General features: G+C 57.9%; 16 protein-coding genes and 1 tRNA gene. 8 read left to right on the forward strand and 9 right to left on the reverse strand.

Annotation, left to right across the window (positions count from 1 at the left end; genetic code table 11):
• Positions 1 to 27 precede the first annotated feature (27 nt).
• Both RSK20926_RS03670 and RSK20926_RS03675 read left to right on the forward strand, forming a co-directional pair.
• A tRNA-Ser gene (locus RSK20926_RS03670) sits at positions 28 to 117 on the forward strand.
• A gap of 913 nt (positions 118 to 1,030) precedes the next feature.
• Positions 1,031 to 4,117, forward strand: a complete 3,087-nt coding sequence (locus tag RSK20926_RS03675) for a Hint domain-containing protein (protein WP_037253862.1) — start codon at positions 1,031 to 1,033, stop codon at positions 4,115 to 4,117.
• Between the two features lie 151 nt (positions 4,118 to 4,268).
• On the opposite strand, the gene RSK20926_RS03680 is transcribed toward RSK20926_RS03675, so the two are convergent.
• From RSK20926_RS03680 to RSK20926_RS03690, 3 genes are all read right to left on the reverse strand, one after another.
• A complete protein-coding gene (locus RSK20926_RS03680) occupies positions 4,269 to 4,856 on the reverse strand; it encodes a nucleotidyltransferase family protein (RefSeq protein ID WP_037253690.1) in 588 nt (195 codons plus the stop codon).
• A 279-nt stretch (positions 4,857 to 5,135) separates the two neighbouring features.
• Positions 5,136 to 7,553: a GcvT family protein gene (locus tag RSK20926_RS03685; protein WP_008204482.1), complete on the reverse strand. Its 2,418-nt coding sequence runs from the start codon at positions 7,551 to 7,553 to the stop codon at positions 5,136 to 5,138.
• 439 nt (positions 7,554 to 7,992) lie between these two features.
• The gene (locus RSK20926_RS03690; RefSeq protein ID WP_008204484.1) at positions 7,993 to 10,386 is read right to left on the reverse strand and encodes a GcvT family protein; all 2,394 of its coding nucleotides are present in this window, start codon (positions 10,384 to 10,386) and stop codon (positions 7,993 to 7,995) included.
• 154 nt (positions 10,387 to 10,540) lie between these two features.
• Here RSK20926_RS03690 and RSK20926_RS03695 point away from each other — a divergent pair, with 154 nt between their 5' ends.
• The 3 genes from RSK20926_RS03695 to RSK20926_RS22760 all read left to right on the forward strand — a co-directional run bounded on the left by RSK20926_RS03695 (position 10,541) and on the right by RSK20926_RS22760 (position 12,307).
• On the forward strand, positions 10,541 to 11,428 hold the full coding sequence (locus RSK20926_RS03695; RefSeq protein WP_037253692.1) for a MurR/RpiR family transcriptional regulator: 888 nt from the start codon (positions 10,541 to 10,543) through the stop codon (positions 11,426 to 11,428).
• A gap of 74 nt (positions 11,429 to 11,502) precedes the next feature.
• Positions 11,503 to 11,976 (forward strand): TAXI family TRAP transporter solute-binding subunit, encoded by a 474-nt coding sequence (locus RSK20926_RS03700; RefSeq protein ID WP_008204487.1) that lies wholly within the window; start codon positions 11,503 to 11,505, stop codon positions 11,974 to 11,976.
• Positions 11,977 to 12,127: 151 nt separating this feature from the next.
• Positions 12,128 to 12,307, forward strand: coding sequence for a hypothetical protein (locus tag RSK20926_RS22760; RefSeq protein WP_157133034.1), 180 nt, complete (start codon positions 12,128 to 12,130; stop codon positions 12,305 to 12,307).
• Between the two features lie 167 nt (positions 12,308 to 12,474).
• On the opposite strand, the gene RSK20926_RS03705 is transcribed toward RSK20926_RS22760, so the two are convergent.
• Positions 12,475 to 13,065 (reverse strand): carboxymuconolactone decarboxylase family protein, encoded by a 591-nt coding sequence (locus tag RSK20926_RS03705; RefSeq protein WP_037253693.1) that lies wholly within the window; start codon positions 13,063 to 13,065, stop codon positions 12,475 to 12,477.
• 149 nt (positions 13,066 to 13,214) lie between these two features.
• Between RSK20926_RS03705 and RSK20926_RS03710 the strand changes: the two genes are divergently transcribed.
• The gene (locus RSK20926_RS03710) at positions 13,215 to 14,324 is read left to right on the forward strand and encodes a hypothetical protein (protein WP_157133035.1); all 1,110 of its coding nucleotides are present in this window, start codon (positions 13,215 to 13,217) and stop codon (positions 14,322 to 14,324) included.
• A 69-nt stretch (positions 14,325 to 14,393) separates the two neighbouring features.
• Here RSK20926_RS03710 and RSK20926_RS03715 read toward each other — a convergent pair whose 3' ends face one another.
• The 4 genes from RSK20926_RS03715 to RSK20926_RS03730 are packed head-to-tail and all read right to left on the reverse strand — an operon-like array spanning position 14,394 to position 17,332.
• Complete coding sequence (locus RSK20926_RS03715) at positions 14,394 to 15,455, reverse strand: aromatic ring-hydroxylating dioxygenase subunit alpha (protein WP_008204493.1); 1,062 nt, start codon at positions 15,453 to 15,455, stop codon at positions 14,394 to 14,396.
• Between the two features lie 3 nt (positions 15,456 to 15,458).
• On the reverse strand, positions 15,459 to 15,800 hold the full coding sequence (locus RSK20926_RS03720; protein WP_008204494.1) for a carboxymuconolactone decarboxylase family protein: 342 nt from the start codon (positions 15,798 to 15,800) through the stop codon (positions 15,459 to 15,461).
• Positions 15,801 to 15,815: 15 nt separating this feature from the next.
• The gene (locus RSK20926_RS03725) at positions 15,816 to 16,577 is read right to left on the reverse strand and encodes an amino acid ABC transporter permease (protein WP_008204496.1); all 762 of its coding nucleotides are present in this window, start codon (positions 16,575 to 16,577) and stop codon (positions 15,816 to 15,818) included.
• Positions 16,578 to 16,591: 14 nt separating this feature from the next.
• The gene (locus RSK20926_RS03730; protein ID WP_008204497.1) at positions 16,592 to 17,332 is read right to left on the reverse strand and encodes an amino acid ABC transporter ATP-binding protein; all 741 of its coding nucleotides are present in this window, start codon (positions 17,330 to 17,332) and stop codon (positions 16,592 to 16,594) included.
• 142 nt (positions 17,333 to 17,474) lie between these two features.
• Here RSK20926_RS03730 and RSK20926_RS03735 point away from each other — a divergent pair, with 142 nt between their 5' ends.
• Complete coding sequence (locus RSK20926_RS03735) at positions 17,475 to 18,245, forward strand: transporter substrate-binding domain-containing protein (RefSeq protein WP_037253695.1); 771 nt, start codon at positions 17,475 to 17,477, stop codon at positions 18,243 to 18,245.
• 123 nt (positions 18,246 to 18,368) lie between these two features.
• Here the strand turns inward: RSK20926_RS03735 and RSK20926_RS03740 are convergent, their stop codons facing one another.
• On the reverse strand, positions 18,369 to 18,968 hold the full coding sequence (locus RSK20926_RS03740; protein ID WP_008204501.1) for a helix-turn-helix domain-containing protein: 600 nt from the start codon (positions 18,966 to 18,968) through the stop codon (positions 18,369 to 18,371).
• 78 nt (positions 18,969 to 19,046) lie between these two features.
• Here RSK20926_RS03740 and RSK20926_RS03745 point away from each other — a divergent pair, with 78 nt between their 5' ends.
• Positions 19,047 to 19,808, forward strand: a complete 762-nt coding sequence (locus RSK20926_RS03745; protein ID WP_008204503.1) for a creatininase family protein — start codon at positions 19,047 to 19,049, stop codon at positions 19,806 to 19,808.
• The last annotated feature ends 12 nt before the right edge of the window (positions 19,809 to 19,820 follow it).

Here is a 19,820-nt window from a genome sequence, read left to right on the forward strand (position 1 = left end):
CCCCAATCCTTCAAAAGCCCCCTCAACGGAGAGGTGGCCGAGTGGTCGAAGGCGCACGCCTGGAAAGTGTGTAGGCGGGAAACCGTCTCCAGGGTTCGAATCCCTGTCTCTCCGCCATAATCATTTCAAGATCAGAACTTTCTTGGGTTTCAGCTGTCGACCTGAAAGTCAGGTTCAGTGCTCGCTGCCCTAAAGGCTGGCCAAACCATTGGCCGCCCCCTTGGTGGCCTGGGCTCTTCTTGGACGATTTACCTCTAGCGGGTTTTGGGAAAATTGCTTCGGACAAGAGGCGCGAATCCGGCGATTCAGAATGATTCGATAACCTCCCGTATAGGGGGTTGTTTCCGAAACTCAGCCAATCTTTGAAAGTCGTTGCAATTGGTCGCGATTGGTGAACTTTGCCTCATCGAACTGCCCCACGATCGTCCCGGTTTGACCAAAACCTAATCCTTATCGCTGTTTCCGGATTTGAGATAAACCAATGGGTCTATAGGGCTGATTGTTTACTTAGCGGAATAGGTTCACTGTTTCTTAAGCTTTTGCAAAACAAGCTGGAACAATCCCCCTATAGGCAAAAAACAAAGCAGAGCAGGCCAGCCGCCTGATAGGGCTTTGGAAGGTTTTTAGTCAAATTTCCGTAGGTTTTTTCGCTTTGTTGAAGCAAAAGCCTACGGTATCTATGAGATAGCCCAACTGGGGGGTGCGAAAAACGCAGGTTTTTCGGAAGACGCGCGGACGAAAATGACTGTTCCAGACGAATGCTGCAATTCGTCACTGTGATATGTCTTTGCGCCTATTTCGATTGATTTGCTTCTGCTGCGGATGCAATCGGCTGTTGGCCTGTGCCTGGTGCACGGCCCTGCCATAGCATTTGAGCAATTGGCGCGGATTTTGTCTGCAAGGCCTTCCTCCCTCCTTCACGGGCAGAAAGCAGGCTGTCTTAGGCAGCTTTGCTTGGCGAAATAGATGGTATCAGCGCTCCGGCTTCAGGAGCTGGATAGTGCGGCTGATGGCCGGCGAGGAGAACGAAATGGCTGACAATTTTGACAACCCGTATTCGGCCAGTCTGATTGGGCTTTGGGATTTCCGCTCCGGCTATGAGACCAATGACACCGGACTGGGAGATGGTATTGCCCAGGATGGTGCAGGTGCGGGTGGCGCCAGCTACGCGGGTGGCTGGATGCTGGGAAGTGGCGATGGCAGCCGTTTTGATGTTGCGGGCACCAATGATGATCCCTTTGATCTGACAGAGGGCACGCTTCTTACCACCTTTAAGCCGAATGGAATTCCGGACAGCGGGGATCAGACCGTTGTCAGCCGAGGTGTCGGAGATACAGACGACGGTGAGGGCTTTGTGGTCCGCGTTGGTGATGACGGCTCCGTTCAGGTGGTACATCAGGATGGTGGGCAAACCGCTTCGTTTGCGACCGGCGGCGGCTTTTTCAACCCTGGCGACGTGATCACCATTGCCTATGGCTGGAGCCCTGGCGGTGTCACGCTTGTTGTTGAGAATGAAACCCAGGGAACCAGCTATCAGACCGGTGATGACCTGACTGGCATGACAATGGATGTTGCGGGACCTGGTGAGAACAGCTTTGTGATCGGGGCTACCGAAACCGGTGGTGAATCCTTTGACGGTGCGATCGACTATGTTGCGGTTCTGGATGATGACGTCACTACCAATGGCGGCGGTCTGGACGGCTTTGTTGAAGGCACGTCCGGGGATGATCTGATTGACACCGGCTATACCGGCGACCCGGAAGGCGACCGCATTGACAATGGCGACGCCATCGATTCCAGCCATGGTCCAGATGATGACATCGTCGATGCGCGTGCCGGGGACGATACGGTGGAAGCTGGCGCAGGCGATGACACTGTGCATGGTGGCAGCGGTTCTGACAGCCTCAGCGGTGGCGCTGGAGATGATGTTCTGGAGGGCGATTCCAGTGCGCCTGGCGCAGGTGGCATTGGCAACCGTGAGGTCTTCCAATGGGATCTGGCACCGGACCCGGATGATGGCGGAGAGGTGGACCCCGCGGATGATCTGAGCGGCGGTTTCTCGCAGGATACCGGCTCTGTAACCGTTGATTTCTCGACCACCGGAGCTATGGGCTCTATCGGGTCTGAGTTTACCGAGGTGCCGCAGTTTGTGGGCAATATCAACACCGGTGGCGATCCTGCTGATCCGACCAGCGGGCTGAGCTCCGATGCCTCGGGTGATGGTAGCGGTGCGGGGTATCGCCTCGATTTCTCTGACCCTGTTGGCGATGTTTCTTTCCGGGTGAATGATATTGACGGGGATAGCTCTGTCATGATCACCGCCTTTGATGCGGCTGGAAACCCGGTTGTTGTAAACTTGGCGGGCGGTCCTGCCTTGACGCTGGATGACACCGACGCGGTGAGCGGCAATGACACAGCGCGCCCAACTGATGACAGTGTCTTTACCAGCGATGACAATCCGGACACCTCGCTTTTGGTGACCATTCCGGGCCCGGTTTCGGCCATTGTGATCACCCATACCCAGGACGGCGGCATCAACAGCAGCATCGATATCACCGATGTCTATTTTGATGCGCTGAGCGCGCCGGATCCAATCGTTCCCGGTGACGATACAATTGATGGTGGCGATGGCGATGATGTGATCATTGGCAATGGCGGTGATGACTCGCTGACCGGCGGCGATGGCTCTGATAGCGTCGATGGCGGTGATGGCGATGATATCATCGACACCTCCGGCGGCATTCCACTGCCTGATCGTGGTTTCCCAGGCTACAGCGGAACCACGCCTGCTATTCCACCGGTGCCCGCGGATGCGGATCCGGATGATGACCGTGATACGGTTGATGGCGGTGAAGGCAATGACATGATCCTCACCGGAGATGATGCGGATCTGATCACCGGCGGTGGCGGTCTGGATACCATTGATGGTGGCATCGACGATGACACCATCGACGGTGGTGCAGATGACGACTTGATCACCGGCGGCGAAGGCTCTGATAGCATCGTTGGCGGAACCGGCGATGACACCATTTATGGTGGGCTGGATCCTGTCTTCCCCGATGGACTTAACATTACTGATGACGGCTCTGACGGGCGCCCGGTTGATCCGGATCCCACCAATGGCATGGATACCATTGATGGTGGTGACGGCGATGACGTGATCTTTGGTCAGGACGATGACGATGTAATCACAGGCGGGTCAGGCAATGACACCATCGATGCCGGCATTGATGACGATGTGGTTGAGGGCGGTGAAGGTGATGATGTCATTACCGGCGGCCATGGTGCGGATACGCTTTCGGGAGGTGACGGTCGCGATACCTTTATCGGAGGCAACGCGGGTGATGTAACCGATGGCGGCTCTGGTGGCGACGACTTCGATGTGCTGGATCTGACCGGCAGCGGTCCCTTTGAGCTGGTCGATGTCACCGATGATGCGGATGGCAACAGTATCTCGGGCACCGTCAACTTCCTGGACGCCGATGGAGCGGTAACCGGTTCGATGACCTTCGGTGAGATCGAGCAGATCATTCCTTGCTTTACTCCGGGCACGCTGATTGCAACCCCGGATGGGGAACGTCTGGTTGAGGATCTGAAAGCAGGTGATCGCGTCATCACCCGTGACAATGGTATTCAGTCGGTGCGCTGGATCGGTTCACGCGACCTGGAGGCCCGTGACTTGGCGGCTGCGCAGCATCTGCAGCCGATCCTGATCCGTCAGGGTGCCCTGGGCAATGGTTTGCCGGAACGCGACATGATGGTCAGCCCCAACCACCGGGTTCTGGTCGCCAATGACAAGACCGCGCTCTACTTTGAAGATCGTGAAGTACTGGTTGCGGCCAAACATCTGACCGGCCTCGCGGGCGTTGATCGGGTGGAAACCAGCAAGGTCACCTATATCCACTTCATGTTTGACCAGCATGAGGTCGTCCTGTCGGATGGCGCCTGGACCGAGAGCTTCCAGCCCGGCGATCACTCCTTGCGCGGTTTGGACAATGCACAGCGCAACGAGGTTTTTGAACTCTTCCCAGAGCTCAAATCCGAAGAAGGCCGTGCCGCCTATAGTTCTGCGCGGCGCTCTCTGAAACGGCATGAGGCGCGCCTACTGGTGCACTAAGGGACCAATGCTGGCTGCGACGGACCCCAGATAGGGCTTTGGTCGCCGGATAGCGAGAAAAACGGGAGGAAATGGCGGTGCCGCTTGGTGCCGCCCTTTTCATTTCAGCACTATAGGGCCCAGGGTACAGCGACTGATCTGGAGCACTCGGCTACTGAGATCTTCGGGCGCGCCAGGCGGCCCATGCCTCTGGCGTGTCGAGATCGGTCAACGCCCGGTTGCCGGGCAAAGGCACCAATTGAACCTGCTCCCCTTTCAACAGAGAACGCGCGCCCTGATCGCCCTGAAGGCGCAGAAGATCCGCAAAGCAGCGGCGTGGAAAGAGCACCGGATGACCCGGCGTGCCGTCACTGGCGCAGGCGCGCAGGATTGGCCCATCCGGACCTTTGAAATGGCAGGCCAGAAACATCATATCCTGGGTTTCCACTTCCGGCATATCTGCGGGCAATAGCATCACGCCCTCTGTCAGGGGAGGTAGCGCCGCAATCCCTCGACGGATTGAGGCGCCCATGCCCTCATCCGCATCCGGCACCGGGATGATTGTGGCCGTACCTGTTGCGTCAACGCGGGGATGGCTCTTGCTGGGGAGGGTCACGAAAGAGGGCAGGGCGGTCAGCGCCGCCCGTCGGCAAAGAAGCTGCAGGAGCGGTTGGTCTTCGACCTGTTCCAGCAGCTTGTCACGACCGCCCATGCGGGAGGAGCGGCCTGCGGCCAGCAAAAGTATGGCAATCGCGCTCATGAATATCCTCCGCCTGTTCCGGGAGGCGGGCAGGGGAGCCTCCGTCGGGGATATTTTAGGAAAGATGAGACAAAAGGGCCAGACGACAACGGGAAGCGGGCTGCGGAAGGGGGGACAAGGTTAAAAGGGGCGCCAAAGCAAGATGTTTCGCGCACGAAACAATACGGCAGAGAAGTTGTCGCAAGCGTTGCGCAGATCTGGGGACTGTGGCGGGCAGTCCTCTGGCAACGGGGGTGTTTCAGGGCAGGAGAGCTGCCCTGAAACGCAGGTTTGTAGCGCTTAGCCCCGCATGCGAGCGCCGTCGGCATCAAAGAGCGGCTCAGTTATCAGCCGTGCCTTGTGCATCTTGCCGAGGATCTCGATTTCGACCTCCAGGCCTTCGGCTGCGCGCTCTGTGGGGACAAAGCCCTGGGCGATGGATTTCTGCGCATAGTGGCTGTAGCCGCCGGAGGTGCAGAAACCAACGACCTCACCGTCCAGCCAGATCGGCTCATAGGCGACTACATCGGCATCATCCGCATCGACCTCAAAGGCGCTAAGCCGTCGGGCAGGGCCCGCGTCGCGCTCGGCTTCGGCTGCCGAACGTCCAATGAAATCAACCTCTTTCTTAAAAGAGATGAAGCGGTCCAGCCCGGTTTCCGCCGCGGTGTAGTCGGGAGAGAATTCAGAGAGCCAGGAGCCAAAGAATTTGTCCAAGCGCAGCGACATCATCGCCCGCATGCCGAAGGGCTTCATTCCATGCACCTGACCAGCGGACCAGAGTACCTCCCAGAGCGCGCGTTGCGATGCCAGATCACAGTAGATCTCATACCCCAGATCGCCGGTGTAGCTGACCCGCTGCACGATGCAGTCGGCCATGCCCACGGTCAGGCGGCGCACATCCATGAAGCGCATGTCCGAGATGTCTTGCCTTGTGCAGGCTTGCAGCACCTCGCGTGCCTTGGGGCCAGCGATCTGGAAACCGTTGCGGGTGTCGGAGATGTTTTCAAGACTGACACCGTCATCGAGGTTCTGCAGGAACCAGCGCATGTGGTAGGCCTGAGAGCCGTAGGAGGCGGTAAGCTGGAACTCTTCTTCGCTGAGGCAGGAGATGGTGAAATCACCGATGAGGCGGCCCTTGGGCGACAGCATTGGCGTCAGCGACAGGCGGCCCGGTTTCGGCACACGTCCCGCCATGATGCGGTCGAGCCAGGCGCGGGCACCCGCACCCTTGACCAAATATTTGCCAAAGTTGTGGACCTCGTTGATTCCAACCGCTTCGCGCACTGCTTTGACCTCGCGCGCGGTGGCGTCAAAGGCGTTGGAGCGGCGGAAGGAGGGGGTCTCGTAGCGTGGCTCGCCCTCGGCGGCGAAGTAGTTCGGGACCTCCATGCCGTATTGCGCGCCCCAGACGGCACCCATGCCATCAAAGATGTCATACATCGGTGTGGTTCGGAACGGGCGGGCTGCAGGCAGCTCCTCGTTCGGGTAGGCGATGGAGAAGCGTTTCTGATAGTTTTCAATGACTTTGGGCCGGGTGTAGCCCGGTGTAATCCAATCGCCGAAGCGGGCGCAGTCCATCGCAAAAGTGTCGCGCTCGCACTCACCCTCGATCATCCACTGGGCCAGCATCAAGCCGACGCCGCCGCCCTGGCTAAAGCCGGCCATGACCGCGCAGGCGGACCAGTAGTTGCGCATGCCAGGGACCGGACCGACCAGCGGGTTGCCGTCTGGGGCAAAGGTGAAGGGGCCGTGGATCACCGATTTGACCCCTGCGGCCTCCAGCGCTGGGAAGCGTTTGTAGGCGAAGTTGATCGAGTCTTCGATCTTGTCGAAATCGTCCTGCAGCAGCTCGTGTCCAAAGTCCCAGGGGGTGCCGTCCACCGCCCAGGGTTTGCAGGGCTGTTCGTAAAAGCCGATGCAGAGGCCGCGGCCTTCCTGACGCAGGTAGCTTTCCCCGGCCGGGTCCATCACATGCGGGTGCTCGCCGCCGCCGTCGATGATTTCGGCGATCATCGGCACCTCATCGGTGACGATATACTGGTGCTCCATCGGGTGTAGCGGGAAATAGACCCCGGCCATGGCACCAACCTCGCGCGCCCATAGGCCGCCTGCGTTGACGATATGTTCAGCGTGGATGGTGCCTTTTTCCGTCACTACATCCCAGGTGCCGTCAGGGCGCTGGTTGGTCTCGATCACCTTGCAGTGGGTCTCGATCGTGGCGCCGCCCATGCGCGCAGCTTTGGCATAGGCGTGGGTGGTGCCTGAGGGATCCAGGTGGCCGTCCAGTGGGTCGTATAGCCCGCCGACGATGCCGTCGATATTGGTGACGGGGGCGATCTTCTTGATTTCCTCAGGCGAGACGATCTCTGTCTCCAGCCCCATGAAGCGGTGCTTGGCGCGCTCGGCCTTCAGCATATCAAAGCGTTCCTGGGTTTCCGCCAGGGTGACACCGCCGACGTGATGGAGGCCGCAGGACATGCCGGTGATCTCTTCCAGCTCTTTATAGAGCTTGATGGTGTAGCCCTGAAGTGCGGCCATATTGGTATCGCCATTGAGCGTATGAAAGCCGCCCGCCGCATGCCAGGTGGAGCCGGATGTAAGCTCTGAGCGTTCGATCAGCATGACATCGGACCAGCCGAGCTTGGTCAGATGGTAAAGAACTGAGCAGCCGACGACGCCGCCGCCGATCACTGCCACACGGGTGGTGGTTTTCATTTGGGCCTCCCAGATTTGCTGTTTCCTGCATTCTGTACAGAAGTGAACAGTAGTCCAGCAAAAAAGCGACCCCACTGGTCGGTTTTCTACCGCAGCGAGGCGGATTTGGCGACCAGACGCGCTGTATATGGGCTTGGGGAGCCACATAGGGGGGCGTGACAGCAGCGTAACTTGCCTAGGCCTTTGTCGTGATCAGGATTTAATCCTCAGCGATCCATGAGGGTTTGGTCGGTCCCAAGCATATAGCGTGAAATGGCCGACAATTCAGGAGTTTCGTCACCCGACAGCTATCTTTGAAGGCCGCTTTTTCTGGTTGATCAATCCCGGTGCGGATCAAATGTGCATTTGTCGTAACCAACCCCATTTTGCGACCCTGTTTGGGATAGGGGTGCCCCGCCAAATGGTACGGGGCAACCAAAGACAATCTGCGTGCGGTTGCTTAACTCTTCATTCGGCTGCCAGCGGGGTCGAACAGCGGCCCAATGGTCACGGTGGCATCCAGCAGGTTTCGCGCGATGTCGATCTGCACGCGAGTGCCATCTTTGACGACGCCTTTCACATGGCCCAAAGCAACCGGTTTGCCGACACGGTAACCAAAGCCGCAGGAACTGGTTTGACCAATGATCTTCCCATCCAGGTAGATCGGTTCATGGCCCAAAGGCACCGCAGTTTCGTCATCCAGTTTGAGGGAGATCACATGCGGCATCGCGCCCTTTGCCCGGCGCTCTGCCAGGGCTTCGGCACCAATGAAGCCGCCCGTCTTACGAGTGGCAAAATCCAGACCGGCCTCAATCGGTGAGACATCGCTGTCCAGCTCATGCCCCATGGCGCAGAAGCCTTTTTCGATCCGCATTGAGGTCTGCGCAAAAAGTCCCGCCGGTTTGGCCCCTGCCGTCGTGAGAGCGGCATAGACCGTGGCGGCGTTTTCTGCCCGCATGGTGATTTCCCAACCCGCTTCGCCTACATAGGACATACGTGCAGCTCGCACATGTTTGCCCGCGATATGGGCGGTGCCGGTTTTGAAATAGCCAAGCTCGTTTAGCTCCGGTGCGCCACATTCGGTGACGATCCGGGCTGCTTCTGGACCCATGAGGCCCAGGGTGGCGTAGTCCTCCGTACTGTCCGTCAGGGTGACTTTGTAGCCCTCTGCCAGATTGCGGAACCAGGCGAGGTCACGCTTGATCGCATTGGTTCCCACGAACAGGCGATAGTGATCCTCTGCGATGCGCTGCGCGGTGATATCGCTTTCAAAGGTGCCGCGTTGGTTCAGCACAGATGTGTAGATAACCGACCCTGGAGCGCGACCCAAGTAGCCGGAACAACAGTGCAGAAGGAACGCTTCGGCATCTGGTCCTTGCACCTCAATCTTGCCGAAGGAAGAGGCGTCGAAAATTGCCGCAGCCTCATGGGCGGCCATGACTTCGGCGCGAACATTCTCAAACCAGTCCGGCCGACCGAAGGTCATGGCAGGCTCAGCTGTCTTGCCAAAGTACAGAGATCTCTCCCAACCATAGAACTGCCCCATATGCGCTCCTACCGCACGATATTCGGTATCAAGCGGCAGGGCGCACAGGTCCCGGGCAGTTGAGAGCTGTTTGCCCGGAAAGGCGATGTCGTAATGGGTCCCGAGGATTTCGGGCGCGCGGGCCATCAAGTGATCAATACTGTCAAAAACCGGGGCAAACCGCTTGGCGTCCGCTTCGGTCAGATCATAGGCCGTATGCCCATGCACGATGCAATGCGCCAAATTCATGCCCGCACCACCACCGGAGGCAATTCCGACCGAGTTCATGCCGCAGCCCAGGAACAACCCCTTGGTTTCGGCGGTTTCGCCCAGCATGAATGTGCCGTCAGGTGTGAAGCTTTCCGGCCCGTTCAGCAGCATTTTGACTTCGGCAGTTTCCAGCGCGGGCAGGCGATGAAGTGCATTCATCATCATGGGTTCGAAATGATCCCAATCTTCGGGCAACAGGCCAAATTCAAAGCTTTCGTCCAGCACGCCCGGAGCAATCGGTTTCCCCATGAGTTCAAAACACCCCACCAGAAGCCCGCCGGAATCGTCGCGGATATAGAGGTGGTTGTCATGGTCGGACAAGGTTGGCGTATTGCCGATGATACCGTCAATCGGCTTGGTCAGAAGATAGAAATGCTCGCAGGCCAGCGCAGGCACCTGCGCGCCCGCCATGGCGCCCACTTCGCGGGACCACAGGCCGGTGCACAAAGCAATTGCATCGCACATGATTGTGCCCTGCGTGGTTTCTACCCCTTTGACACGGCCATTTTCGGTCAGAATGCCGGTCACTCCGGTATCTTCAAAGATCTTGGCCCCTAGCGGCTTAGCCGCTTTGACCAGGGCAGCGCAGACATCTGAGGGCGACACCCGGCCATCATCCGGTGACCAGACCGCCCCCAGTACGTCTTCGGCATTCATCAGCGGCCAGCGTTCCTTGGCCTCCTCCGCCGAAACGGACATCGCATCGATCCCATAGGCATGGGCCAGGGCTTCCTGCCGCTTCACATGGATCAGGCGATCGGGGTTTGTGGCAATCGACAGGGAGCCTTTCTGGATCCAGCCCACATTCTGTCCGGTTTCTTCTTCCAGCTGGGAATAAAGATCCACCGAATATTGGATCATGCGGGTCAGGTTTTGTGAATGGCGCAGGGCCCGCACCTGGGCCGCCGAATGCCAGGTGGTGCCGCTGGTCAGCTTGTTTCGCTCCAGCAGGACCGCATCCGAAACGCCCATCTTGGCAAGGTGATAGAGCGTCGAGCAGCCCATGATGCCACCGCCGATCACAACGACGGAGGCGTGGGAGGGAAGGGAATGGACCATTGGTTCTCTGTCTTTCTGATTGGAGGAGACCTCTGCGGTCTCGTCACTTGTCGCGTTGCCATGGAAAGAACAGATAAATTACGATAGTAGTCAATAGCCGCCCAAAGATAACACTGGTTATCTCTGGAAGCCCACTCTCTTGGAGCGAATCAAAATGGACCCGACGCTAAAATCCAAAACAATTTCAAAGCTTAAGGAGGGGGTTTCCAGTTTCTCTCCTCGCATGCAGGTTGTGGCCAAGTACATCCTCGACAACCCAGCTGACTTTGGTCTCGACTATGTGCGGGATACTGCCCGCAAGGCGGGTGTCAGCACATTCACCCTGGTCAGGTTGGCAGAAAAAATCGGATTCGATAGTTTTGAAGAGTTCCGTGAACCCTTTCGCCATGCCCTAGTCTCAACCACCGAGCTGCAGGAGCGACCCAACTGGATCGATGGTCTCTATGAGAAAGGAGAGGCCGGGCAGGTTCAGGCGGAAGCGGCATTGAATACGCTCTCCAATACGCAGCGCTCCCTTGAACGCCAGACACCCGAACTGCTGGATGAGATTGTGACCCTGCTGTTGTCCGCCAATACCACCTTTGTGACGGCGGTACGGGCCAGTTATTCGATGGCGTTCTACTTTCACTATGTTGGGCGTATGGCCTTGCCATCGCTGGAACTTATCCCTCGACATATGGGGAGTGCGGTGGATGAGTTGACACGCGCCAAGCCCGGCGATGCGGTGATCGCGATCACCCTGACCCCCTATTCACGAGAGACCGTGGAAGCCTGCAAATTCGCACAGGAACGCGGGGCGAAGCTGATCCTGATCACAGATTCCGATATCATCTCTCCGGGCCTGAAGCCGGATTTCCTACTCACGGTCTCCTCAAACAGCACGCATCATTTTGCCTGCTACTCCGGCGCCATTGCGGTGCTTGAGGCTCTGCTCTCATTGCTGATGAAGCGAGGAGGGGTCGATGCCGCTGAGAGGATCACGTCTTATGAGGAAGCACGCATCGCGCAGAACGCCTATGTGACCATCGCAAAAAAACAATAGTTATCTGGTTACGCAAAGAAAAACCTGGTCTATGCCTTTTCCACGAAAAAAAACGATCGCCACAGGTGGCCGCAATGGGAGGAAAAGCATGGAAAAGCATGAAGGTTTCCAACGTCTTTGTGGCTGCGGCCTTGGCCGCATTCAAGGGAATTCGCGGCGGGGCGAGCGCGGACCAGCAGTTCATCACAATCGGCACTGGTTGTGTGACCGGGGTCTACTACCCTACAGGCGGTGCGATTTGCCGTCTGGTTAACAAGGGCCGCAAGGAGCATGGCATCCGATGCTCCGTCGAACCAATCTATGGTTCGGTCTACAACACCCGCACCATCCCTGAGGGAGAGCTTGACCTTGATGTCATGCAGTCGGACGTGCAGGCCGCTGCAGTGTCCGGCACTGGGAAATTCATCCGAGGATGGCGCCTATACCCTATCGCGCGCGCTTTTCTCGTTTCCTCCCGCGCCTATGCAGGCATCAACCCTATCGCCTCATTTCGCGGGAAAGAAGAACAGTATCGCCAACCTGGGCTCAGGCACAGGCGTGTCGGCTGAAGCCCTGCTGGACGGCTATGCGGTTTAAAGAGATGAATTCGCTCTTGCGGGGCTTATATCCTGTCCGCGTCCCCGCATTCCTGTCGCGATTTGGGTACAGGCCCTCGTTGGGGCGCTTGTCGCGTTCTATCTGTTTTAGGCTTGTGCCGATGTGGGCGCGCGTTCCGGCGCGCCGAGCACGATGGATGTCGTGGTTTCGGTTCTGACCGGAGTGATCCTCGACGCAGTGCATGGCGCATTGGGCAGGATGGCAGTTTGGGCCATCGTTGCTGCAATGATACTGCTCTATGTGGGGGGGGGTGCGTTTTGCGGCGCAGCGGCCCGATCTTAAAATGGGCATCGAGAGCATGAAGCACCTGCCGCCCGCCCGAGAGATTTTTTCCATGGCTGAGGCGGCTGAGGCGGCTGAGGTGGGGAGTTCGATCAGGGGGCGATTGCCGGGTGAGACCCAGGAAGGTGCACAGTATTCTGCGCGCTGCGCGCCTTGTTCGCAGGCTTTTAACCGTCTTGTGTGTCACCCTTGTAGTAGCCGATCACATCATTTTCAGTGGTCGCGCCCAAACCGTTGAGAAGCCTGTTGGAGTAGTTGAAATAGGCGCAGACCTGATTGACCTCCAGGATCTCGCCATCACTGCATCCTACGATTTTCAAGGCTTCGAAATCCGATTTGATCAGTTTGCCCACATCAGTCGTCAGCTTGGCCGCATAGCGCAGTAGCGCCAGCTCTTTGCCCTCGAACTCATCCTCCGGCCGCTGCGCCTTGAGCGCGAGGAATATCCGGTCGCTGCGCGGCTGATCCTGGATCAGGTTGCGGACGTTCATAAAGTGATGGGTCAGCGAATAGGTGCAGTCATTGAGGATCGAGGTATAGCTCGCGACTACCTCAAGGAACCAGAAGGGCAGCACGTTGTCCTGTGAATGCAGCACCGAACGATAGAGCGTCACATGCCCATTCATGGTTTCTGGCCGCAGAGAGTGGACCCGCATCACCGTGTCGACCGTGCCATGCGGCGTACGTGCCTTATCCAAGAGTTCCTTCAGACGGCCGGTGGCCTCTTCGTCGGGCACCATTTCAATCCATGCGCTCATCATTGTCTCCTGTTCTTTCAGCCCAGCTTAAATCCAAAAGTAGCATTACTGACAGTCAAAAAATCAACCCAGGTGAAATTTTTGTGGATCAACCAGCACGACCGACGCTAATGTTGCGGCAAAGCGTTACCTTTGTGGGGAGTATTGTCATGCAGCAGTCCGATTTGCGTCTTGGCGCTGAGAATCTGCTGATCACCTGTGCTGGTCTGGCAGCAGGGGACCGCTTACTTGTACTTCGGGAAGAACCCGAAAATACCTATTATGATCAAGGGATTGTTGAGGCGGTACTTGAAACCGCCCACGCGCTGGAGATGAGAGCAGAACTACGCACAGTGCCCTTCGATCCGATGGGTGGTGCGATTTCTGCGGATCTGGTTGCGGCGATGAAACAGGCTGACCGCACTATCTTTCTGTCCCGTACCGGGGACCAGATTCGCTTTGATGCCTCCATGGCGGGTATCCGTCCGATCATGTCCTATGCGCTGGACGCAGAGATGCTGGCCTCGGGCTTTGGGCAGGCCAACTATACAGGGTTTGTCGCACTGAAGGATGCGGTCAATGCGCTCTTCGCCGGGGCAAGAGAAATTCGCGTGTCCTGTCCGCTTGGTACTGATTTTTCCGGCCCCGGTGCATGTTACGCCCAGGCGGGGGCGGCGGATGTCAGCGTCACCCGCTTTCCCATGTCGGTCTTTGCGCCGGTGCCCGCTAGCGGGTTCTCTGGCGTGGTGATGCAGGACGGGTTTCTGGTTGGCACCGGGTCGAAGTTCTACGATCCCTATGGCTGTGACCTGCAAGAGCTGCTGGCGGTGCATTTTGAAAATTCGCGCCTGACGCATTTCAGCGGTCACGAGATGGATGTGCATTGCGCTCAGATGCACTACGAGAAAGTTGGTCAGATGTTCGACCTTGAGCCCCTGACCATGCATTCCTGGCATGCGGGTATCCATCCTGGTTGTGCCTATACCATGCCCGCCGCCAATAACTTTGAGCGTTGGAGTGGCGGCGCCTTTGGCAATCCGCGCCTGATGCATTTCCACACTTGTGGACATTACGCTCCCGGCGAAATCTCATTGAATGTTCTGGATCCGACCATCAGCATCGATGGGGTCGCCGTCTGGAAAGGCGGCGTCTTTAACCCACTTTGTGTTCCCGGTGGTGCAGAGATCCTTGCTCAATACCCCTCTGTGCAGGCGGTATTCGACGCCCCAGCGCAGGAGGTGGGGCAGGGACCTAATGGCCGCTTGATGGGGGCCGCCTGAGGCGGGCCCTTCAGTAGAGGGGCTGTAAGGAATGCCACAGGCCGGTTTCCCGGTCCGTGGCAATCACCGTCAAGCCTTCGATAGCTCTTCTTCTGCTGCGATGGCTTTGGCCACGCGGGATCGGAACCGCATCGCGCCCGCATCGAGCCCAAGGTTGAGGTAGGGCGTCTTGCGCCGTGCCATGCCGGTTTGCACATATTCCAGCACATCCTTGTCCTCGGTAAAGGCCATGATCGCCCCCTGGAACATGCGTTCGGACAGAGCGGCATCTTCGGCATGCATATTGCGGTGCTGGAACCAGAAATAGCGCGAGTTTTCCCCATCCACCGGCGTGATGAAATTATAAGAGATATTGACCAGCGCATTGGGTGAGATCGGCTTATCCGGACCGCCTTCACCCACCGGCGCGTAGACCGACATGTTGATTGCGGTCGAAGGCAATCGGCATTCGTAATGCTGCTTGCGATCACAGTTCGGGCCAAAGGGCAGCATGGGTTTGTAATAGGGCGCGGGGGGCTCGTCATAGATCCAGCGCGACACCACAACTCCTGCGTCAAACTCCTCCAAATCCAGGGGGCGGCTGTCGGTTCCGGCCCCGGCAAAGGAGGTCAGATGCACCCAAGCCACATGGCTCGGATCCAAGAGGTTGTCGGTGATGTAGAGGTAGTGGCAGGCCATCTCCATCGCGCCCTTGGCGGTCTTGCCCCAGGTCGGATTGTCGAAGTTCGGGATGTCGATGATCTTATCCCGGTCCGCCTTCTCAGGATCCCCCATCCAGAGCCAGAGGAAGCCCCAGCGATCCTCGGCCGCATAGGAATGGACCGCTGCGCGGCGTGGCGGGTTGTCCAACTGGGTTGGGGCGATCACGCATTCGCCGCTACAGTCAAAGGTTAGCCCATGATAGCCACAGACCACATGGTCGCCTTCGATCGTGCCGCGCGACAGCGGCAGTTTGCGATGGGGACAGGCATCTTCCAGGGCAATCGCCATTCCCTTGGTGTCGCGGTAGATCACGATCTCTTCGCCCAGCATGCGCACCGCGCTTAATTCGCGGCCAAAATCCTCGCTGCGTCCGGCCACATACCAGCAATCGCGTATGTAGCCGTTGGCACCTATCAGGTCTGGTCGCATCGCTCACTCCTGCCCAGAAAAGACATCAAAGGCCTTTAGCGCCTTGGCGCTATAGGCATAGGAGGGGCCGCCTCCCATATAGGTGGCCATGGCCAGCGCCTCACAGAGTTCTTCGCGGGTGATCCCAAGCCGAACCAGCGCGCGCACATGAAAGCCGATGCAGCTGTCGCAACGGGTCGCAACTGCGATCCCCAGCGCCATGATTTCTTTGGTCTTTTCACTGAGTGCCCCATTGGTTTTGGCGGCTTTGCCCATAATGCCAAAGCCTTTGACCGTCTCGGGCACTTCCTTAGAAAAACTTCCGATATCGGCCTCAATCTCGGCCATGAAGGTGTTCCAATCCATGTCTTTTCTCCTTTTTTAGCCGCGCTCGTCCGAACCCATCCGCCGTTCCAGCCAGCGCACCCCTGCGCTGATGATCAGCACCAGGATCAGATATTCGAGGATCAGCAATGAATAGATTTCCAGCGGGCGGTATTCTGTCACCACCAGCTCATTGGCGCGTCGCGTCAGTTCCTGCATGCCGATCACACTGGCAAAGGCGCTCATCTTGACGATGTAGATAAATTGGTTGGCCAGGGGTGGCAGAATGCGCCGGATCGCCTGTGGCAGGATCACGTAGCGCATGGTTTGCAGGTAGTTCAGGCCGATGGTCTGCGCCGCTTCGGTCTGTCCTTTGGCAATCGATTGGATGCCTGCGCGATAAATCTCGGCGGTAAAGGCGCTATCCGAGAGGGCCAGTGTAATGATCGCGCCCCAGAAGGGATCAATCGGGACGTTCATTCCCATCTCGCGGAAGATGATCGGCAAGCCGTAGAAGACCCAGAACAGCATGGGCAGCAAGGGAATAGAGCGGACCAGCTCGACATAGACCCGGTTCACCATGCGCCACCAGCGGCTTTTGGCCAGGCCCGGCAAGGCCACGATCAGCCCCAGCACAATCGAGATGACCGCCGCGATCACCGAAATCAGGATGGTATCGCCCATGCCTGAGATCAGGAATTTCACATTGACCCAGCCCGAGGCCGTCATCGGGTTGATAACATACCAGCCCCAGGTGGAAGAGCTGGAACAGCCGGTCAGCACCAGAAACGGCAGCAGTAGAACAAGAAACCTCTTCATCGTTGCGCCCCTTCTCAATGCTCTAGGATTTGGCTGAGGAATTGCTGGCAGCGCGGGGATCTGGGCGAGCCAAAGAACTCATCCGGGGTGCCCTGTTCGACGATCTCACCCGCATCCATGAAGATCATGTTGTCCGCAACCTTGCGGGCAAAGCCCATCTCATGGGTCACAACAACCATTGTCATGCCTTCCTGGGCCAGTTCGACCATCACTTCCAGCACCTCCGAGATCATCTCGGGGTCCAGGGCAGAGGTTGGCTCATCGAACAACAGAACCTTGGGTTCCATGCAGAGCGAACGGGCAATTGCCACGCGCTGCTGCTGCCCGCCGGACAGCTGTCCGGGGCGCTTCATCGCCTGATCCGGGATGTGCACCCGCTTCAAGTAATGCATCGCCTTGGCCTCGGCTTCCGATTTGGAGAGGCCACGCGCCTTCATCGGCCCCAGCGTCAGGTTCTCCAGCACAGTCAGATGCGGAAACAGGTTAAATTGCTGAAACACCATGCCGACATCCGAGCGAATCGCCGCCACGGAATTCGGATCATTGGTCAGTTCGATCCCATCGACCCGAATGGTTCCCTTTTGATGTTCCTCCAGCCGGTTGATGCAGCGCACGACCGTTGATTTGCCAGAGCCCGAGGGGCCGCAGATCACGACCTTTTCACCGGTCTGGATGGATAAGTTGATGTCTTTGAGGACATGGAACGTGCCATACCATTTGTTGACATCCACTAGTTCGATTGCCGTTTCGCTCACTGGCTAGGCTCCCCCCCCTGGCGTGAATTTTTCTTCTGAAGAAATTTTTTTCTTGAGGTTAGCGTCGCTCTTGGCGTTAAATCAAGTATCAAAAATGCTTCAAATCGAAGGCAGTCCAAGAACCACCAACGGGAGAAACACAATGAAACGCGCATTCCAGGTCGTCGCCGCGGCCGCCATCAGCCTTGCACTTGCCGGCGCTGCCACCGCCCAATCCGCCCTGAACGAGATTCTGGACGGCGGTGTGCTCAAGGTTGGTACCACCGGGGATTGGAACCCGATGACCCTGCGCGATCCGGCGACCAACAGCTACAAAGGGTTTGATATCGACATCATGACCGAGCTGGCCAAGGATCTGGGCGTGGAGGTGGAATTCGTGCCTACGGATTGGAAAACGCTGGTCAACGGTGTGGTCGCGGGCAAGTATCATATGACCGGCTCCGCCTCGATCTCACCGCCACGCATGAAGGTTGCAGGCTTCTCGGAGAGCTATATTTCAGTCGAACTCTACCCCTTTACTCTTAAGGCCAATGCGGATCGATTTGACGGCTATGAGTCGATCAACCAGCCGGATGTAAAGGTTGCAACCACCCTTGGCACGACCTTTGAAAAGCGCGTGCGCGAATGGTTCCCGAATGCCGACATCAAAGTGGTTGAGGCCCCGGCGCGTGGCTTCCAAGAGGTTCTGGCCGGTCGTGCCGATGTCTTTATCACCTCGAATATCGAGGGCTCCACGCTTGAAGCCAAGTTCCCGGTGGTGCGCGTCAAAGGCACTGGCCCGCGCTCACCTTCACCAATTGCCATGTTGCTTCCGCAGTCCGATCAGGTCTGGATCAACTATGTGAACAACTGGGTCAAAGTGAAAAAGGCGCAGGGCTTCTTTGAGAATATCAAGGCGAAATGGGGACTCTGAGCCGACCCGCATACTGCACTGGCCCGTCCCATATTGGGGCGGGCTTTTCTCAGTTCTCAGGTCAGTTCTTAGGTGTGTGCACTTAGGCCAGCTCTCAGGCGGATGCGCTCAGACCATTGTGTCTCAGGCGACGGGTTTGGCCACCAGCGTGATAAAGCTCACCTTGTCGGTTTTCAGCTCGACCGCGCCATGGGCGGTACTGGCATCATAGCTCAGACTGTCACCGGGACGCATGTGATAGACCCCTTCGCCACAGCGGTAGATCATCTCACCATCGGTGACGTGTACGAATTCGATCCCTTCATGCTGATAGAGCGGGCGGGGCGATAGGGGGCCCTCCAGCGTCACATTGAAAGTCTCGAAATTCACATGACCGGATTCGGCCCGTCCGATCAGCTTGTAGATATGACCAAAGCCACTGCCCAGGCGCTGCACCGTCATGCCTTCGCCTGCCGCGACAAAGGACACATCCGTGCGCTCAACCGTACCGGCAAAGAAATTGATCAGCGGCACGCCTGTTGCCTGTGCCAGCGCTTCCAACGAACTGAGCGAGGCCGAGACCTGCCCCCGTTCGATCTTGGAAATCATTGCGGGCGAGACCTTGGCCTTGGCCGAGAGCTCCGCCAGGGTCAGCCCCGCCAAAACGCGATGCGCCTTGACAGCAGCGCCGATCAGGTGGTCCAGCGGCGGTTTCTCTACTTCGATGGGCAATGAATCTTCCATGGGGATAGCGTACCGTCCCAAATCGAAAAGGGGAAGCGATGCTCAGATCAGCGCCCCCGAAAACTGCAAGGAACGCGCATGAAACTTGAACACATGACATGGCAGGAGGTCGATAACCGCATCCGCAAGGGGGCCGCGATTATTTTGCCTGTTGGTTCAACCGAACAGCATGGACCAATGGGGCGGATTGGTACCGATACGATATGCGCCAAAGCGGTGGCGCTGTTGGCCGCAGAGGCCTGTGATGCCATTGTCGCGCCGCCGCTGGCCTATACTCCGGCCCCGTTCAACACGGCTTTTCCGGGCACCGTTTCGATGCCGGAGGAGATCTTCCAGGCCCATGCCGGGGCGATTGTCACGGGCCTGCTGGCGCAGGGGTTTCTGGGCGTGTTTGTCGTCAATGGCCATGGAGCCAATCTCGCGCCCCTGCGGGCCATCGCCAACAGCTGCAAGCCTGAACAGATGAGGATCCGCAGTTGGTGGGAGCCGGAAGAGGTCAACGGCCTTCGGCGTGATCTTTATGGTGATTGGGAGGGGATGCATGCAACCCCATCCGAAGTCGCAATCACCCAGTACCTGTTGGGCGTGCTACCTTCTGGGGATGCAAGCGAGGCGCCCACCAAGCTGACACAGGAGTATATCCAGGAACATAGCGGCGACCGTCACGGCCGCCCGGAGGAACATCGGCAAATGTTCCCTGACGGTCGGGTGGGCTCCCATTCTGCTTTGGCCACACCAGAAGATGGGGAACGCATTCTTGCAGCAGCTTCCCAATCCATCGCACGTGAGTTCCTGGATTTTGAAGAAAGCGCGCGGAGCTGCACATCGCTAAGGGGGTGAAAAGCACAGCCC

The sequence above is a fragment of the Roseobacter sp. SK209-2-6 genome (genome assembly GCF_000169455.1).
GTDB lineage: Bacteria > Pseudomonadota > Alphaproteobacteria > Rhodobacterales > Rhodobacteraceae > Pseudophaeobacter.

Excerpts from the sequence above, each read along its gene's own strand:
- RSK20926_RS03695 (WP_037253692.1), top strand. The coding sequence starts at position 10,541 with ATGGACCCGACGCTAAAATCCAAAACAATTTCAAAGCTTAAGGAGGGG.
- RSK20926_RS03745 (WP_008204503.1), top strand. The coding sequence starts at position 19,047 with ATGAAACTTGAACACATGACATGGCAGGAGGTCGATAACCGCATCCGC.
- RSK20926_RS03710 (WP_157133035.1), top strand. The coding sequence starts at position 13,215 with ATGCAGCAGTCCGATTTGCGTCTTGGCGCTGAGAATCTGCTGATCACC.
- RSK20926_RS03725 (WP_008204496.1), bottom strand. The coding sequence starts at position 16,577 with ATGAAGAGGTTTCTTGTTCTACTGCTGCCGTTTCTGGTGCTGACCGGC.
- RSK20926_RS03720 (WP_008204494.1), bottom strand. The coding sequence starts at position 15,800 with ATGGATTGGAACACCTTCATGGCCGAGATTGAGGCCGATATCGGAAGT.
- RSK20926_RS03735 (WP_037253695.1), top strand. The coding sequence starts at position 17,475 with ATGAAACGCGCATTCCAGGTCGTCGCCGCGGCCGCCATCAGCCTTGCA.
- RSK20926_RS03715 (WP_008204493.1), bottom strand. The coding sequence starts at position 15,455 with ATGCGACCAGACCTGATAGGTGCCAACGGCTACATACGCGATTGCTGG.
- RSK20926_RS03675 (WP_037253862.1), top strand. The coding sequence starts at position 1,031 with ATGGCTGACAATTTTGACAACCCGTATTCGGCCAGTCTGATTGGGCTT.
- RSK20926_RS03690 (WP_008204484.1), bottom strand. The coding sequence starts at position 10,386 with ATGGTCCATTCCCTTCCCTCCCACGCCTCCGTCGTTGTGATCGGCGGT.
- RSK20926_RS03680 (WP_037253690.1), bottom strand. The coding sequence starts at position 4,856 with ATGAGCGCGATTGCCATACTTTTGCTGGCCGCAGGCCGCTCCTCCCGC.
- RSK20926_RS03740 (WP_008204501.1), bottom strand. The coding sequence starts at position 18,968 with ATGGAAGATTCATTGCCCATCGAAGTAGAGAAACCGCCGCTGGACCAC.
- RSK20926_RS03705 (WP_037253693.1), bottom strand. The coding sequence starts at position 13,065 with ATGAGCGCATGGATTGAAATGGTGCCCGACGAAGAGGCCACCGGCCGT.
- RSK20926_RS03685 (WP_008204482.1), bottom strand. The coding sequence starts at position 7,553 with ATGAAAACCACCACCCGTGTGGCAGTGATCGGCGGCGGCGTCGTCGGC.
- RSK20926_RS03700 (WP_008204487.1), top strand. The coding sequence starts at position 11,503 with ATGGGAGGAAAAGCATGGAAAAGCATGAAGGTTTCCAACGTCTTTGTG.